Source organism: Streptomyces sp. SID9727 (assembly GCF_010550605.1).
In the GTDB taxonomy this organism is placed as follows: Bacteria; Actinomycetota; Actinomycetes; order Streptomycetales; family Streptomycetaceae; genus Streptomyces.
In genome coordinates this window covers 20329-37420 of record NZ_JAAGNI010000015.1, presented here as the reverse complement: position 1 = coordinate 37420, position 17092 = coordinate 20329, and the positions used below count along the sequence as shown (strand labels likewise).

Annotated in this window: 9 protein-coding genes; 8 read left to right on the top strand and 1 reads right to left on the bottom strand. The window is 74.2% G+C overall.

The window, feature by feature from the left end; translation table 11 throughout:
* Positions 1 to 684: 684 nt before the first annotated feature.
* Entirely contained in the window at positions 685 to 888 is a 204-nt protein-coding gene (locus G3I41_RS01115; protein ID WP_018552900.1) for a cold-shock protein, read from the top strand.
* Between the two features lie 75 nt (positions 889 to 963).
* On the opposite strand, the gene G3I41_RS01110 is transcribed toward G3I41_RS01115, so the two are convergent.
* Positions 964 to 1566, bottom strand: a complete 603-nt coding sequence (locus tag G3I41_RS01110) for a hypothetical protein (RefSeq protein ID WP_164398409.1) — start codon at positions 1564 to 1566, stop codon at positions 964 to 966.
* Positions 1567 to 1962: 396 nt separating this feature from the next.
* Between G3I41_RS01110 and G3I41_RS01105 the strand changes: the two genes are divergently transcribed.
* Genes G3I41_RS01105 through G3I41_RS01075 form a run of 7 tightly spaced genes read left to right on the top strand, consistent with a single transcriptional unit; the run spans position 1963 to position 17085 of the window.
* Complete coding sequence (locus G3I41_RS01105) at positions 1963 to 5151, top strand: non-ribosomal peptide synthetase (RefSeq protein WP_164398408.1); 3189 nt, start codon at positions 1963 to 1965, stop codon at positions 5149 to 5151.
* A complete protein-coding gene (locus tag G3I41_RS01100) occupies positions 5148 to 10688 on the top strand; it encodes a non-ribosomal peptide synthetase/MFS transporter (RefSeq protein ID WP_164398407.1) in 5541 nt (1846 codons plus the stop codon). The genes G3I41_RS01105 and G3I41_RS01100 overlap by 4 nt, the downstream gene beginning before the upstream one ends.
* Positions 10685 to 12175, top strand: a complete 1491-nt coding sequence (locus G3I41_RS01095; protein ID WP_164398406.1) for an AMP-binding protein — start codon at positions 10685 to 10687, stop codon at positions 12173 to 12175. Before G3I41_RS01100 ends, G3I41_RS01095 begins: the two co-directional genes overlap by 4 nt.
* Positions 12172 to 15207: an amino acid adenylation domain-containing protein gene (locus G3I41_RS01090; RefSeq protein WP_164398405.1), complete on the top strand. Its 3036-nt coding sequence runs from the start codon at positions 12172 to 12174 to the stop codon at positions 15205 to 15207. The genes G3I41_RS01095 and G3I41_RS01090 overlap by 4 nt, the downstream gene beginning before the upstream one ends.
* On the top strand, positions 15204 to 15413 hold the full coding sequence (locus G3I41_RS01085; protein WP_164398404.1) for an MbtH family NRPS accessory protein: 210 nt from the start codon (positions 15204 to 15206) through the stop codon (positions 15411 to 15413). The genes G3I41_RS01090 and G3I41_RS01085 overlap by 4 nt, the downstream gene beginning before the upstream one ends.
* A complete protein-coding gene (locus tag G3I41_RS01080) occupies positions 15410 to 15670 on the top strand; it encodes an acyl carrier protein (RefSeq protein WP_164398403.1) in 261 nt (86 codons plus the stop codon). Before G3I41_RS01085 ends, G3I41_RS01080 begins: the two co-directional genes overlap by 4 nt.
* Positions 15667 to 17085 carry a condensation domain-containing protein gene (locus G3I41_RS01075; RefSeq protein ID WP_164398402.1) on the top strand — a complete coding sequence of 473 codons (1419 nt, stop codon included), beginning with the start codon at positions 15667 to 15669 and terminating at the stop codon, positions 17083 to 17085. The genes G3I41_RS01080 and G3I41_RS01075 overlap by 4 nt, the downstream gene beginning before the upstream one ends.
* Positions 17086 to 17092 lie beyond the last annotated feature (7 nt).

Genomic DNA, 17092 nt, shown 5'->3' with positions numbered 1-17092 from the left:
CGTGAGCCTAATTGGCGCGACGTGGCTTAGCGCTAAAAACTGGACGTAGAAAACAGTCTGTTTACCTTCCATGCTGGACCGCGTGAGGCGGTGGACCGCGGCCCTTCGGGGCGGTGGGCCCGCGCCTGACATGCGGTCTTCCTGCTGTCCTCTCCTGGCAATGTTCGCAGCCGGAATTCCGCACCCGTTCAGAACGGTGGCGGGAAGGGCTTGACCAGCAGACCGTATTTCGCCCCTGATGGGGCGGACTGTCCGGCACGGTCCGCTGATCTGGCTCTTTCCGTCACCCACCTCGGTCTCCCGGGCCGGGGCGGGGCGGTACTCGGTGCGGTCGGCAGCCCCCCTGCCGGCCGCACCATTTTCATCCCGGCGGGGTACTGCTCCATCCGGAGCCGGGCGGTCCCCGGGCGGTGCTCCGGTACGGTGACGCCGTCGCAGCCGTCCCCACCGCCACCGACGCCTGGTGAGTACGGCCCCATCAGCGGCTTTCCCCCGCATCCGGCGCGACGCGAAGTCGTTGCTCTCTGGTGGAGAGGGGCTTCGCCATGTAGCGTCACTGCCGGAAGTCGTGGTTCGCCGAAACCGCCCGTGCTCCGGCGCGGGCGCCTTGCTGTGCAGGGGGCGGGCCAGGACACCACTGGGACCGCGTGGTGCGGCTCCCGATATCGACTGAGAGGCACCGGCATGGCCAGCGGAACCGTCAAGTGGTTCAACGCCGAAAAGGGTTTCGGCTTCATCCAGCAGGACGGCGGCGGGCCGGACGTCTTCGCTCACTACTCGAACATCAACGCCACCGGCTTCCGTGAGCTCCAGGAGGGCCAGGCGGTGACCTTCGACATCACGCAGGGCCAGAAGGGCCCGCAGGCGGAGAACATCACGGCCGCCTGACGCCGCGGTACCACCGTCCGGCCCCCGGGGAGCGCGCTCCCCGGGGGCCGGACGCGTGTCACGGCCGTGTGCCTCTCAGCCGGCCGCCGGGGTCTCGTCGCCCTCGGACGCGGCCGGCGCGGTCGCGGTGTACAGGGCCGTGCCCTTCTGGATGCCCTTGCCGACGACGCCCCGCCTCACCAGGGTCTCCAGGGTGTTCCGCACCACCTGTACCGAGGTGCCGCGCTCCGGATGCGCCTTGGTCAGGTCCGCGTGCACCTCGCGGACCAGGCGCGGTTCGCCCAGGGGCATCAGGACGCGGATGAGCTGGTGCAGGGGAGCACCTGCCGCGGCCGCCGCCTTCTTGCCGCCGGCCCTGGCCCGGGGCGGCCTCGCCTTCGCGCGTCCGGCGGGCCGGGGGGCCGGGACGGGTGTGCCGGCGGGGGTGTCGTCCTCCGCGGGCTTCTTCCCGGTGCGCGGCGCGCGACGCGGCCGAGGGGGCGCCGTCTCTCCCGGCAGTGCAGCCTGCATGCCGGTCAGCCAGGCCTCGTCCGCCCTGAGCTGCTCCAGGCGGGCCCGAAGCCGCTCGATCTGCGCGGTGAGTTCCTCCTGCTCCGCACGGTTGTCGGTGAGATCGGTGGCGAACCGCTCGGCATACATCGTCTGCACGCTCTGCGACGCGCTGTCCGCGTTGTTCATGGATGGTCCACACTCCTCGGGCCGGGGGTTTGCTGTCGCACGCCCCCATTCACCACCCGGAAGGACGCGAAAGGCGCAAAGTGTGCCCAAGATCCAGCCGAAGGGATGAATGCCCGGCCGGGGACGGAAGCGGTCTCACCGGCCGGGCGCGGACGTCGTCGGATTTCACAACTCCGTTTGTGTGTACAGGTCTTGCATTGACGGACGCGTGTGCTGTTCATAACATCGCAACACCTGAAGCCGTGAATGACCGGATCTCGCCGCTGGCGAGACCGTTCGGCCGCCGCGGTATCCCCGTGCCGTCGCGTCGCTCCGTCCCCCACATGCTCCACACGTCCCCATTGACCTGAAGCAACCGCACACCACGCCGCTCGGCGTGCGCGCCGAGGGAGTCGGATGAGTACCCAGGCCGTCCAGTCGTACCTGACGCGTGGCCAGAAACGTCTGTGGTTCCTGCACCAGATGGACCCCGACGACGCCTCGTACAACATCCCGCTCGTCCTGCGCCTCTCCGGAGAACTGTCCGAGCCCGCGCTGCGCGCGGCCTTCGACGCGGTGACGGCCCGGCACGAGGCGCTGCGGAGCCGCTTCCCCGCCGAGGACGGCGAACCGTCCGCGCTGGTGGCCGCGCCGGGCCCGGTGAACGTGGAATTCCGGGACGTGCGCGGTGAAGGCGACCGGCTCGAAGCGCTGATCGCCGAGCGCACGAACCGCGCGTTCGACCTCGCCCGGGGTCCGTTGCTGCGCGTCGCCCTCTTCCGTACGGGAGACACCGAGCACGTCCTGTGTGCGGTCCTGCACCACATCATCGCCGACGGCTGGTCGCTCAACGTCCTGCGCGAGGAACTGGCGGCGCACTACACCGCACACCTCCGGGGCGGCACCGCCGATCTCCCCGCCCCGCCCGCGCACCCGTCCGAGCAGGAGCGCGACGCGGACGAGGCACAGGCGCGCGAAGCCCTCGCCTACTGGCGGGAACGCCTGGACGGCGCGCCCGCCCTGGAACTGCCCCTCGACCGCCCCCGCCCCGAACACCCCTCGCCGGAGGGGGCCTTCCACACCCGGCTCCTCACCGGCGCCGGACCCGTGATCGACGCCCTGGCCCGGGCCCGGCGCTGCACCCCGTTCATGGTGCTGCTCGCCGCCTACCAGGCGACCCTGCACCGGTGCACCGGGCAACGCGACTTCTGCGTGGGCGTTCCCACGGCGGGCCGCTCGGGCCCCGACGCCGAACAGGCCATCGGCTACTTCTCGCGGACCCTGGTCCTGCGCTCCGACCTGTCCGGCACGCCCACCTTCGCCGACCTGCTCCGCAGGGCCCGCGCCACGGTGCTCGGCGCCTTCACCCACGACCGCGTGCCCTTCGAGGAACTGGCCGAATCCCTGCGCCTGGACCGGGACCCCGGGCGCACCCCCCTGTTCCAGACGATGCTCACCGTGCACACCCAGGACGCCGGTCTGCTGCGCGACGCGTCCTTCGCCGGTCTCGGCTGCACCGAACTCGACCCCTCCATGCGGGCCTGCAAGTTCGACCTCACCCTCGACGTGCGCCGGGACGGCGACGACGTGGTCGCCGTCTTCGGCTACCGCACGGACCTGCTCGACGGGGACCGGGTGGCCCGCCTCGCGCGCTGGTTCGAGACGCTGCTGCGCGGAGCGGCGGACGGACCGGACACCCCGGTCCACCTCCTCCCGTTGCTGGACGGGCCCGAGCGCGCCGCGCTGGACGCGGCCGGGCGGGGCCCCGCCCTGCCCGAGGGCCCGTCCACCGTGCACGACGCCATCGCCCGGACCGTACGCGAACGCCCCGGCGGCGAGGCCCTGCGCGGGCGCGACGGCTCGCTCTCCTACGCCGGGCTGTGGGACGGGGCGGGCGGGCTCGCCGGACGGCTGACCGCCGAAGGGGTGCGGCGCGGGGACACCGTGGGCGTGCTGCTGCCGCGCGGACCGCAGGCCGTCGTGGCGATGCTCGCCGCGTGGCGCGCCGGTGCCGCCTACCTCCCCCTGGACCCCGACTACCCGCCCGCCCGGATCGCGTACATGGTCGCCGACAGCGGCGCGCGCACCGTCCTGACCTCCCGCGCCACCGCACCGCCCGAGCTGCCCGGGAGCGTCCGCGTCCTGTACGTGGAGGACGCCGACGGCACCGGTCCGGGGGAGGGGGGCCGGACCGCGCCCCTCCCCGAGGACGCCGCGTACCTCGTCTACACCTCCGGCTCGACCGGCGAGCCCAAGGGCGTCCTCGTCCCGCACCGGGCGCTGGCCGAGCGGGTCCGCTGGATGCGCGAGGGGTACGGGATCACCGCCCGGGACCGCGTCCTGCACTGCGCTTCGCTCAGCTTCGACACCTGCGCCGAGGAGCTGTTCCCCGCGCTGGCGGCCGGTGCCACCCTCGTCGTGGCCGACGCCGGCGCCACCCTGCCCGACCAGCTGACCGAGGACTTCACCGCCGACATCACGGTCATGGACCTGCCCACCCCGTACTGGCAGCACCTCGTCGGCGACCCGGACGTCGTCGCCTGGCCGGACGGGCTGCGGTTGCTGATCCTGGGCGCCGACCAGGTCCAGGCCGCCGCCGTGGGCGCCTGGCGCGAGCGGTTCGGCGACCGGGTGCGCGTGGTCAACTCGTACGGCCCCACCGAGACCACCGTCATCGCCACCACCGCCGGCCTCGGCGACGCGGACACCCGCGCCCGCCCGCCCATCGGCACCCCGATCGGCGGCGTCACCGCCACCGTGTGCGACGAGTACGGCGGCCCGGTCCCGCCCGGCACCCCGGGCGAACTCCTCCTCGGCGGCACCGGGGTGACCTACGGCTACACCGGCCGGCCCGGCGCCACCGCGCGGGCCTTCGTCCCCGACCCGTACGGCCCGCCCGGCTCCCGCCGCTACCGGACCGGCGACCTCGTGCGCCGCAGACCCGACGGCGCCCTGGAGTTCCTGGGCCGGCTGGACGGCCAGCTCAAGGTGCGGGGCTACCGCGTCGAGCCCGGCGAGACCGAAAGCGCGCTGCTCGCGCAGCCCGGAGTCGCCGAGGCGGCGGTCGTCGCACACCGCGACACGCTGGTGGGGTACGTCGTTCCCGCTGCCGGGGCCCTTGATCCGGTGGAGTTGCGGAGCGCCGTGGGAGCGCTCCTACCGGCCCACCTCGTGCCCGCCGCCGTCCTCGTCCTGGACCGGCTGCCGCTCACCCCGAACGGAAAACTGGACCGCGCGGCCCTGCCCGCCCCCGAGCAGCGCCCCGAACTCCGCGCCGGCTACCTCGCCCCGCGCACCGAGGCGGAGGAACTGGTCGCCGAGATCTGGCGCGAGGTGCTGGACATCGACCGGGTCGGCGCCCTGGACGACTTCTTCGACCTGGGAGGGCACTCCCTGCTCGCGACCCGGGTCATCGCCCGTGTCCGGGCCACCGCGGAACTCACCGTCCCCCTGCGCACCCTCTTCACCCACCGCACGGTCGCCGCCTTCGCCGAGGCGGTGGAGGCCGCCCTGATGGCCGAGATCGACGCCCTGTCGGAGGAGGAGGCAGCCGCCCTCCTCGCTTCGGACGGCGCCACCCTGGAAGGAACCGGTACGCCGTCATGAGCGACACCACCACACCCCCCGCCGGTCTCTCCGACACCAAGCGCGCCCTGCTCAGCCGCCGGCTCACAGCGGGCCGCGCCGGCGCCTCCCGCCCCGTCGTCCCGCGGAGACCCGAGGGTGCCGTGCCGCCGCTCTCCTTCGCGCAGGAACGCCTGTGGTTCATGGAGCAGTTCGCGCCCGGCACCGCCGCGTACAACATCCCCGTCGCACGCAGGCTGCGCGGCGAGCTGGACCGGGAGGCGCTGGCCCACGCCCTGGACACCGTCATCGCCCGGCACGAGACGCTGCGCTCCCGCTACCCGGTGACCGACGACGGCCGCCCGGTGCTGGAGATCGCCGCGCCCGCGCCCGCGCCGCTGCCCCTCGTCGAGGCTCAGGACGAGGAGGACGCGGCCCGGATCGTGGACGAGGCGGGGGCCGAGCCCTTCGACCTGGCCGCCGGTCCTCTGCTGCGCAGCCTGCTCGTGCGCGTGACCGATCGCGACCACATCCTGCTGCTCGTCGTCCACCACAGCGTCAGCGACGGCTGGTCCAGCGAGATCCTGATCTCCGAGATCCTGCGCCGCTACGCGGCCCGCGTCGCCGGGGAAGACGACCCGTTGCCCGAACTGGCCGTGCAGTACGGCGACTTCGCCCAGTGGCAGCGCGACCGGCTGAGCGGGGACGCGCTCACCGCCGAAGTCGCGTACTGGGCGGACGAGCTCGCCGGAGTGGAACCGCTCGTCCTGCCCACCGCCGGGCCCCGCCCGGCACGGCAGACCTTCGACGGGGCCGGCTACGGGTTCCAGGTGGAGCGTGGACTCCTCGACCGGCTCGCCGCCCTCGGCAAGGCGCACGGAGCCACGATCCACATGGTGCTGCTCGCCGCCTTCCAGGAACTCCTGGCCCGGTTCAGCGGCCAGCGCGACTTCGCCGTCGGATCACCCGTCGCCGGCCGCCCCGAGCCTGAACTGGAGGGCCTGGTCGGCATGTTCGTCAACGTGCTGGCGCTGCGGGCCCGGCTCGACGGCGACCCCACCTTCGCCGAGCTGCTGGAGCGCACCCGCGAGACCTGCCTGGAGGCGTACGCACACCAGGAGCTGCCGTTCGCCCAGCTGGTCACCGAGCTGAACGTCGAACGCGACGTCTCCCGCTCACCGGTCTTCCAGGCGGTGCTCGCGGTCCAGAACTACGCCACCGGGCGGCAGGCCACCGCCGGCCCGGGGCTCGACGTGGAGACCTACGGCCTGCGTGCCTCGGGCACCCGCTTCGACGTCGAACTCTTCCTGATGGAGTGGCCGGACGGGCTGCGCGGCGCCTTCAACTACAACACCGACCTCTTCGCCGAGGAGGACATCGCCCGGCTCGCCGCCCACCTCGACCGGCTGCTGCACGCGGTGGCCGGCGACCCGGATGTGCCGCTGTCCGGACTCGACCTGCTCTCCGACCGCGAACGCGCTCGGGAAATCAGGGACTTCAACCGCACGGCGGCGCCGGTCCCGGCCGGTGCCACCCTGGTCTCCCTCATCGCCGACCAGATCGCGCGCACCCCCGACGCCACTGCCGTGACGGCCGGCGACCGCGGTCTCACCTACGCCGGACTCGACGCCGCCGCCGACCGCATCGCCGCCCGGCTCGTCGCGACGGGCACCGGCCCCGGCGACGTCGTCGCCGTCGGCGCGGAACGTTCCCCCGAACTGGTCGCCGCGCTTCTCGCCGTCCTGCGTACCGGCGCCTGCTACACCCCGCTCGACACCGCATACCCGCCCGAACGGCTCGCGTTCATGCTGGACGACAGCCGTGCGCGGGTGCTTCTGACCCAGCGGTCCGTTCCCGTCCCCGAGGGCTGCCGGGCCTCCGTCCTCTTCCTCGAAGACGACGACCCGGTTCGCGGGAGCGCTCCCACGGCGGCGGTGAGCCCCCCGGCACCCGATGATCCCGCCTACCTCATCTACACCTCCGGTTCCACCGGCCGGCCCAAGGGTGTGCCGAACACCCACCGCGCCATCGTCAACCGTCTCTTGTGGATGCAGCGGAGCTACCCCATCGGCCCCGAGGACGCGGTGCTCCAGAAGACTCCGGCGGGGTTCGACGTCTCCGTCTGGGAGTTCTTCTGGCCGCTGATGACCGGCGCGCGTCTCGTGCTGGCCCGTCCCGGGGGCCAGAAGGACGCCGCCTACCTGACCGAACTCATCCGTTCCGCGCCCGTGACCGTCGCCCACTTCGTCCCCTCGATGCTGCCGCTCTTCCTCGCCGAAGAGGGCGCGGGCCGGTGCACGGCCTTGCGCCGCGTCGTGTGCAGCGGCGAGGCCCTGCCGCCCGACACGGCGAGCGCCTTCCGCGAGGCGCTGCCCGGTTGCGCGCTGGCCAACCTGTACGGGCCCACCGAAGCGGCGGTCGACGTGTCGGCCTGGGAGTGCGAGGGGCCGTCCGACGTGGTCCCCATCGGCTTCCCGGTCGACAACATCCGCCTCTACGTCCTGGACCGGGCGCTGCGACCGGTGCCCCCGGGGGCACCCGGTGAGATCCACATCGCCGGCACCGGGGTCGCCCTCGGCTACCACCGGCGACCCGGGCTCACCTCCTGCCGGTTCGTCCCCGACCCGTACGGCCCGCCGGGCTCACGCCTCTACCGCACCGGCGACCTGGGCAGGCGCCGCCCCGACGGGGCCCTGGAACACCTCGGCCGCATCGACCAGCAGGTCAAACTGCGCGGCCTGCGCATCGAACCCGGCGAGATCGAGTCCGCCCTGCGCGCCCTGCCCCCGGTGAGCGAGGCGGCCGTCGTCGTACGCGAGGACACCCCGGGCGACAAGCGGCTCGCCGCCTACCTCGTCACCGCCGGAGAGGAGCCCGCGCCCGACCCGCAGGAGCTGCGCACTGCGCTCAAGCGGGTGCTGCCCGACTACATGGTGCCCGCCTCCTTCACCGCCCTGCCCGCCCTCCCGCTCACGCCCAACGGAAAGCTGGACCGCCGGGGGCTGCCCGCCCCGCAGGTCCACCGGACGTCCGGCGCGGCCCGTGCGCCCGGGACCCCGGCGGAGCGCGTGCTCGCCACGGTCTGGGCCGAGGTGCTCGGACTGGCGGAGGTCGGCGTGGACGAGGACTTCTTCGACCTCGGCGGCCACTCGCTCCTCGCCACCCAGGTCGTCGCCCGCGCCCGCGGACTTCTCCCGGAGGCGGGCGCCCGGCCCGTCAGCGTGATGGACCTGTTCACCTGCCGCACCGTCAGGGACCTCGCCGCGCTGGCGGACACCCCCGAGGACGCCCGGGGCCCCCGCAGACTCCTGCACCGGCTCACCCCGCAGGCCCCGGCCGGACGCCTCCGCGCCACCCTGGTCTGCGTCCCGTACGGCGGGGGCAGTGCGGTCGTGTACCAGCCCGTCGCCGATCTCCTGCCGCAGGGCTACGAGTTGTGGGCCGTCGCCATACCGGGCCATGACGTCGGTGTGACGGAGGAACACCTGCCGTTCGGGGAACTCGCGGAGAGCCTGGCCGCCGAGATACGCGAACGGGTCCGCGGCCCGCTGATCGTGTACGGGCACTGCGGCGTCGGCACCGCGCTGGCCGTGGCGACCGCCCGGCTGCTGGAGGCGTCGGGCCGCGAGCTCGAAGCCGTGTACGCGGGGGCGCAGTTCCCCTTCGCCAAGCCGCGCGGACGGGTGCTCGGCGCTCTCTCCAAGGTGGCGTCCCTGGAGTCGCTGCTCGGCAACCGGGTGTACGTCAACTGGCTCACGGGCATGGGCGTGGACACCTCCCAGCTCGACTGGGAGCAGACCGAGTTCATCGTGGGCAACATGCGCCGCGACAGCCAGGCCGCCGAGGAGTACTTCACTGGGGCGATCGCGGACGTCGAGGCCGGCGCCCCGAGGCTGCGGGCCCCGCTGGTGTCGCTCGTCGGCGACCGCGATCCGGCCGCCGACTTCTACCAGGAGCGGTACCGGGAGTGGCTGCTCCTCGCGGAGCGCTCGGCCGTCGCGGTCATCGACCAGGGCGGCCACTTCTTCGTGAAGTACCGGGCCGCCGAGGTCGCCGAGGCGGTGACGAGCGTCCACGAGGCGATCCGGGCCGGGACCACCGCGACCCTGCCCGGCCGCTCCCCGGACGCCGCCTGGTGGTTCCATGCCGAGACCGGGCCGCCGGACGGCCCCGGAGCGGACCCGGCGGACGGTGACGACACGCGGGCCCCGGGCGCCCCCGCGCCGGGTGCCGCCCGGTTCCTCGCCGTCGTGATCGGGCAGTTGGGGTCGATCGTGGGCTCGGCGCTCACGGAGTTCGCCCTGCCCATCTGGATCCTGCTGGAGACCGGCTCGCTCGCCCGGTTCGCGCTGTACTCGGTCGTCGCGATGCTGCCCGGAATCCTCGTCGGCCCGCTGGCCGGTGCCGTCGTGGACCGGTTCGACCGGCGCAAGGTCATGCTCGCGGGCGACCTCGCGGCGGGGCTCAGCCAGGTGGCCATGCTCGGCCTGCTGCTCGGGGGCGCACTGGACACCTGGTATCTGTACGTGCTGCTGGGCGGCCTCTCGGTGGCGCTCACCTTCCAGCGACTGGCGTACAGTTCGGCGATCCCGCAACTCGTCCCCAAGCGCTATCTCGGTCACGCCAACGGACTCGTCCAACTCGCCTTCGGTACAGCTCAGTTCGTGGTGCCGCTGGTAGCGGTGGCGCTGATGGCGGGCATCGGTCTGCGCGGCATCCTCATCCTCGACATCGCGAGCTACGTGGTCGCCGTCGCCGTGCTCGTCTGCGTGAGGTTCCCCCGCACGCTGCCCTGGACCCGCCGGGAACCGGTCGTCGAGGAGATCAAGCAGGGTTTCGCCTACACCTGGCGCCACCGGGGCTTCCGCTCGATGCTTCTGTGGTTCGCCGCGCTCAACCTCTTCCTTTCACCGCTGTTCCTGCTGGTGACGCCCCTGGTGCTGTCCTTCGACACCCTGGACGGGGCGGCGGCGGTGGCCACGGCGGGCGGTGCCGGGGCGGTCGCGGGCGGGCTGATCATGGGAGTGTGGGGCGGGCCCCGCAGACACCGGGTGCGCGGCATGCTCGCGCTGGCCGGGGTGTTCGCCCTGGCCGGGGCGGTGACAGGGCTGCGGGCCGACCTCTGGGTGATCGGTGCCGGAGCCTTCGGGATGTCCTGCGCCATCGCCCTGGTCAACGGGGTCTACTCGACCATCGTCCAGGTGAAGGTCCCGCAGCGCTTCCACGGCCGCGTCTTCGCCCTGAACACCATGGTCGCCTGGTCCACCCTGCCCATCGGCCACGGGCTCGTCGCGCCCCTGGGAGCCCGGCTGTTCGACCCGCTGCTGGCCGACGACGGGGCGCTGGCCGGCAGCGTGGGACGGGTGCTGGGGACGGGCCCGGGGCGCGGGATCGGGCTGATGTACCTGCTGTGCTGCCTGGTCATGCTGGCACTGGTGGCCCTGGCCCTGCGGCTGCCGGTCCTCGCCCGCTTCGACCGCGACGTGCCGGACGCCGAACCCGACGACCTCATCGGCCTCCGGGAACGCGCGGCCGCCCTCGCGGCTTCCGCGCCCGTCCCCACCGGGGCCGACCGGTGAGCCCCGCCGCGTCCCCGCGCTCCCTGATCGAGCTGCTGGTCCACCGCGCCGCCCTCCACCCGGACCGCCCCGCCCTCCGCAACGGTCCGCACACCCTGGACTTCGGCACCTGGTGCGACCGGGCCGTCGCCCTCGCCCACGGCCTGCTCGCCCAGGGCCTGCGCCCCGGCGACCCGGTCGGGCTGCGCTACGGAGCCACGCAGTGGACCGACTACGCGGTCGCCTACTGCGGGGTGCAGTGGGCGGGCGGCATCGCCGTACCCCTGTCCGACCGGCTGGCTCCGGCGGCCACCGCGCACATCGTCGAGGACAGCCGGTGCGCGGGTGTCCTGCACGGCGAGGGCGGGCCACCGTCCCGGCTGCCCGCGGGGGTGTGGCGGGCGACCGGCGACGACTTCAGGACCGGGGCCGGGGACGGGCTGCCGTTTCCCGATCCGTCCGCGCCCGCCCAGTACCTCTACACCTCGGGCACCACCGGCCTCCCCAAGGGCGTCCTGGCCACCCACGCCAATCTCGCCCACGGCTGCACCCTGGACGAACGCCGAAGGCCCCTGCGCCACTCGCGCACTTTCCTGCACGCCTTCCCGATCGGCACCAACGCCGGACAGACGATGCTCGTGAACTGCCTGGACGCGGCCGCCACCGGTGTCGCCGCCCCGCAGTTCACCCCGCTGCGGTTCGCCCGGCTCATCGAGGAGCACGCGGTCGGCAGTGTCTTCCTGGTGCCGGCCACCGCCATCGAACTGCTCGCGTCCACCGCCCTCACCGGCCGCGACCTCAGCACGGTCAAACTGGTCGGCTCGACGGCGGCGGCGCTCCCGCAACCCGTCGCGCTGCGGCTGTCGCAGGCGTTCCCCGGGGCGCAGGTCGTCAACTACTACACCTCGACCGAGGCCGCGCCCGCCCAGATCACCCTGCTCTTCGACCCCGACCACCCCGACTCGCCCGGCCGCCCCGCCTCACTCGACCACCTGCGCGTCACCGACACCGAGGGGCGCCCGGCGGCCACCGGTGAACCCGGCGAGATCTGGCTGCGCTCACCCACCGCACCCCGCGCCTACCTCGGGGCCCCCGACGCGGACGCCGAGGTCTTCCGCGGCCGCTGGGTGCGCATGGGGGACGTCGGGCGGCTCGACGCGGACGGCTACCTCCACCTGCTCGACCGGGAGCGCGACGTCGTCAAGTCCGGCGCCCACAAGGTGTCCACGATCCAGGTCGAGAACGCCCTGCACGCCCACCCGGACGTCGCCGACGCCGCCGCCTTCGGCATCCCGCACCCCGTACTGGGCAGCGTGGTCGCCGCCGTCGTGGTACCCCGGCTGGGCGAACCGGACATGCCCCGGCTGCGGTCCTTCCTGCTCGACCGGCTCGCCGCGCACGAGCTGCCGGCCCGGATCCTCTTCCGCGACACCCTGCCCCGCAACGAGGGCGGCAAGGTCCTCAAACGTGAACTCCACCGGCTCCTGGACGACGAGGCGACCCCATGACCCCCTCCTTCGAAGCACCGGCCCCGCTCGACCCGGCCCAGCACGGGCTCTGGGTCACCGAGCGGACCCTCGACACCGGTTCGGCGTACCACCTCAGCCTGGCACTGCACATCCAAGGGCCGCTGGACCAGGCCGCCCTGGCGACGGCCTGGGGCGACTGCGTACGGGCCGCCCCCGTGCTCGCCGCCCGGACCGACCCCGCCGGGCCCGGCCTGCTCCCGGGCGAGGCACCGGCCCTGCGGCTGGTCACCGCCGCGCCGGACGACATCGGCAAGCTCCGCGACGAGGAGACCGCCGCCCGCTTCGCTCCGGGCGAGGCCCTGGTACGCGCCACGCTGTTCACCACCGCCCCGGACCGGCGTCTGCTGCTCGTGGTCGCCCACCACCTCGTCTTCGACGGCGAGTCCAAGGACCTCCTGGTCACCGGACTGGCCCGGGCGTACCGGGCGGTGACGGGGGAGAGCCGGCCGCCCTCCGCCGCCCAGGCACCGACACCCCCGCCGCCCGTCTCCGAGGCGGCCGTCCACGACGCGGCCCGCTTCTGGGCCGGCCGCTGGCGCGACAGCCCCGCGCCCGCCCTCCCCGGCCTCACCGCCCACCACGCGGACCCCGTCGCCCCGGCCCCCGGCGGCGCCTGCGGCTTCCGGTGCGACGGGGAGTGGCACGCCCGCCTGGTGACCGGCGCCGCGACGCTCGGCGTCACCCGGTTCGAACTCCTCACGGCGGCCTGGCACGCCCTGCTGCTGCGCTACGGCAACACCGCCCCCGCCACCGCGATCGAACTCTCCACCCGCGTGCCCGGCGAGCCCCGGCAGGCCGGCCTGCGCGTCAACGAACTGCCCCTCTTCACCGACCCGCGCCCGGAGATCACCTTCGCGGACTTCGCCCACGAGGTCCGGGCCGCACTGCGCGCGCTCTACGCCCACCGCACCGTCCCCCTCAGCCGTGCGGTGCGCGGGCTCACCCCGCGCACCGCACTCTGCCCGGTCTCCCTGAGCTACCGCCGGCGCGACACCTCCCGGCCCGCCGACTTCGGCCCCGGCCTCGATGTGCGCACCGAGTGGACCGGCTTCGCGCACACCGCACGCAACATCGCCCACCTCCAACTGGTCGACGGGCCCGACGGCCTGGAAGGCAGCCTCCAATACCGCACCGCCGCCTTCGAGAGCGAGGCGCCCGCCCGCGTCCTGGGCCACTTCCTCACCCTGCTCGACGGGGCCCTGGCCGCACCGGACACCGCCCTCGTCCGCCTGCCCGTCCTGCCGCCCCGGGAACGCGCGACCCTGCTCGCCGACACCACCCGCACCCCGGGCAACGCCCACGCCACCCTGCCCGAGCTGTTCGCCGCCCAGGCCGCCGCGACCCCGGACGCCGTCGCCGTCATCGAGGGCGACACCGCCCTCACGTACGCCGAACTCGACGCCGCCGTCCGCCGCCGCGCCCACCGGCTGCGCGCCGAGGGGGCCGGCCCCGGCGTCCTCGTCGGCATCGCCCTGCCCCGCTCGGCCGCCCAACTCGTCGCCGCTCTCGGCACGCTCACCGCAGGCGCCGCCTACCTGCCGCTGGACCCCGACCACCCGGCGGAGCGCCTGGCGTTCCTCCGCGCCGACTCCGGGATCACTCTGGAGACCGCCGCCGACCCGGGACGGGAGGACCTGGAACGGCTCCCCGACGCCCCGGCGGCGCCCGCGCCGCCCTCCCCCACGGACCCCGCGTACGTCCTGTACACCTCCGGTTCCACCGGTGTGCCCAAGGGCGTCGAGGTCTCGCACGCGGCCCTCGCCAACCTCCTCACGGCCATGCGGGACACCACCGGCACCGAAACCGGCAGTCGCTGGCTCGGACTCACCTCGCTGTCCTTCGACATCTCCACCGTCGAACTCTTCCTGCCCCTGGTCACGGGCGGCACCGTCGTCCTCGTCCCCGAGGGGCGCCACCGCGACGGCACCGCGCTCGCCGCACTCGTCGCACAGCACCGTCTCACCCACGTGCAGGCCACCCCCAGCGGCTGGCGCACCATGCTCGCCGCCGGGCTCCACGCACCGGACCTGGTGGCCCTGACCGGGGGAGAAGTCCTGCCCGGCGCCCTCGCCCACGAACTGCGCACCGCCGTCGGCCGGCTGGTCAACGTGTACGGGCCGACCGAGACGACGGTCTGGTCCACGGCCGCCGAGCTCGGACCCGAAGACCCCGTCACCATCGGCCGCCCGCTGGCCAACACCCGCACCTACGTCCTGGACGCCCGCCTCCAGCCCCTGCCGCGGGGGCTGACCGGAGAGCTGTGCATCGGCGGTGACGGCGTGGCCCTCGGCTACCGGGGCCGCCCCGGACTCACCGCCTCCCGTTTCGTCCCGGACCCGTTCGGTCCGCCCGGCGCCCGCCTCTACCGCACGGGCGACCTGGTCCGGCTCACCGCTGACGGCCGCATCGCCTTCGCGGGCCGGTCCGACACCCAGGTGAAGGTGCGCGGCCACCGCGTCGAACTCGGCGAGATCGACACCGCCCTCGGCGGCCACGCGCAGGTCGCCCAGGCCGTGACGGTGCTGCGGGAGTCCCCGGACGGTGAGCCCGGACGGCTGGTCGCCTATGTGGTGCCCGCCCCGGCCGGCGTACCGCCGACGCCCGAAACCCTGCGCGACCACCTCGCTCGCACGCTGTCGGCGGCGGCCCTGCCCGACGCCTACGTGGCCCTCGACGCGATGCCGCTCACCCCCAACGGCAAACTCGACCGGGCCGCCCTGCCCGAACCGCCGCGTGCACGGGCCACCACCCGTGAAACCCCCGCGCAGGGAGCGCACGAAGACGTCACCGCCACCGTCCTCGCCATCTGGCGGGACGTGCTGGACCTCGACGACCTCGGCGCCGACGAGGACCTCTTCGACCTCGGCGGCCACTCCCTCACCATCACCGCCATCGCCGGTCGCATCCGCAAGGAGTACGGCGTCTCCGTGCCCTTCGACGTCTTCTTCGACAGCCCCACCGTCCACGGTGTCGCCGCGTGCGTCGCCGCACTCATCGAGGAGAACCAGTGAACACATCAGCCCTCCGCTATCTGGTGGCGGTCAACGACGAGGAACAGCACGCCCTCTGGCCCGCCGGCGCCCCGTTGCCCGCCGGCTGGCGGCCGGAGGGGTTCAGCGGCACCGAGGAGGAGTGCGTGGCCCACGTCGACCAGGTGTGGCCCGACATCAGGCCCCTGAGCCTGCGCCGCCGGCTGGCCGGCGAGGAGGGCAGGTGAGCACCGCCCACGACCCGGCCACCGGGGAGCGCGCACGGCTCGCCGGGCTGATCAGCGATGCCATGGACGGGCAGCTCGCCGCGGCCGACATCCTCACCGCCCGGAGCACCCTCACCGAACTGGGCGTCACCTCCCTGGCGTTCCTCCGGCTCGCCGACACCCTGGAGGAGGAGTACGGCATCGAACTCGACCTGGCCGACCCGGCGTTCTACCAGGAGAGCATCGACAGCCTGGCGGCCAGGCTGGTGAGGGGATGAACGGCCTCGCCACCGCCCGCACCCTGCACATCCCCTTCGCGGGCGACAGAGCGGGCACGGCCCCCCTCACCTGGGGCCAGCGGGCGATCTGGAACGCGATCCTGCGCACCGCGCCCAACGACACCTACTTCAACATCGGGCGCCTTCTCCCGCTGGGGGAGCGCGGACGGGTCACGGACCTGCCCCGGTTCGCCACCGCGCTCACAGCCCTGATGGAGCGTCATGAGGCGCTGCGCACCCGGTTGTACGACGGTGAGGACGGCGAGCCCCGCCAGTCGCTCACCGACTGCGGCGCCCTGCCGGTCACCGTGGTGGACGAGCCCGACCCCACACGGACCGAGGCGGGCGCACGCGCCCTCCTCGACGAACTCACCGCCACCCGTTTCGACTACGCGCGGGAGTGGCCGCTGCGCGTCGGCGCCGTCTGCCACCGGGGCCGGGTGACGCACGCGGTCCTGGCCCTCTGCCACCTCGCGGCCGACGGCCACGCCGCCGAGCAGGTGGTCCGCGACCTGCGGCTGCTGGTGCGCCGGGGCTCGGCCGGGCGGTCCCCGCGCACCAACCCCCTGGACCTCGCCCGGTACCAGCACGGCCCGGCCGGCGTGCGCCGCAGCGAGCGGGCCCTCGCCCACTGGGAGACCTTCTACCGGACCATGCCGCCGACGATGTTCCCCCGGCAGGCCGCCGCACCCCGCACACCCCGGTTCTGGAGCGGCCGGCTGGTGTCCGAGGCGCTGATGCGGGCGACGGACACGCTCGCGGCCGCGCACCGGATCAGCGGATCGACGGTCCTGATGACCGCCCTGGCCGCCCTGGTCGCCGCCGAGGGCGGGCACCCGGCGGCGGCGATGATGCCCATCGTCGCCAACCGGGCAGCCGAGGAGCGGCGGGACCTGGTCGCGATGCTCTCCCAGGACGCACCGTTCCTGCTCGACACGACCGGCGCCGAACGGTTCACGGACCTCCTGCCCGTGGCGTGGCGCGCGGCCCTGGCGGGTTACCGGGCCGCGTCCTACGACCCGGTCGCCTGGGAGGCCGTGCGCGAACGCGTCGGCCGGGAGCGCGGCACCGCCGTACACCCGTACTGCTGCTACAACGACCAGCGGTTCCACGTACGCCCGCCGGACGAAGGCCCGCCGCCGGGCGCGGCGGAACTGCGCGCGGCACGCGCCCGTACCGCGTTCGGCTTCCCGGCCACCGAGGAGAAGCTGGGCTGCCGCTACTGCGTGCACGTCACCGAGGAGGAGGGCGTCCTCGCCGTCCTGCTCACCGCCGACACCGCCTACCTCCCGCCGCCCCGGATCCGGGCGCACCTGTGGGCGCTGGAGGAGGTGGTCGTCGCCTCGGCGTGCGGCGAGCCCCCGCTCCTCGCCGGGCTCCCGGCCCTGCTGGCGCGCGCGGAGGCGGCCGCCTGACGCCTGC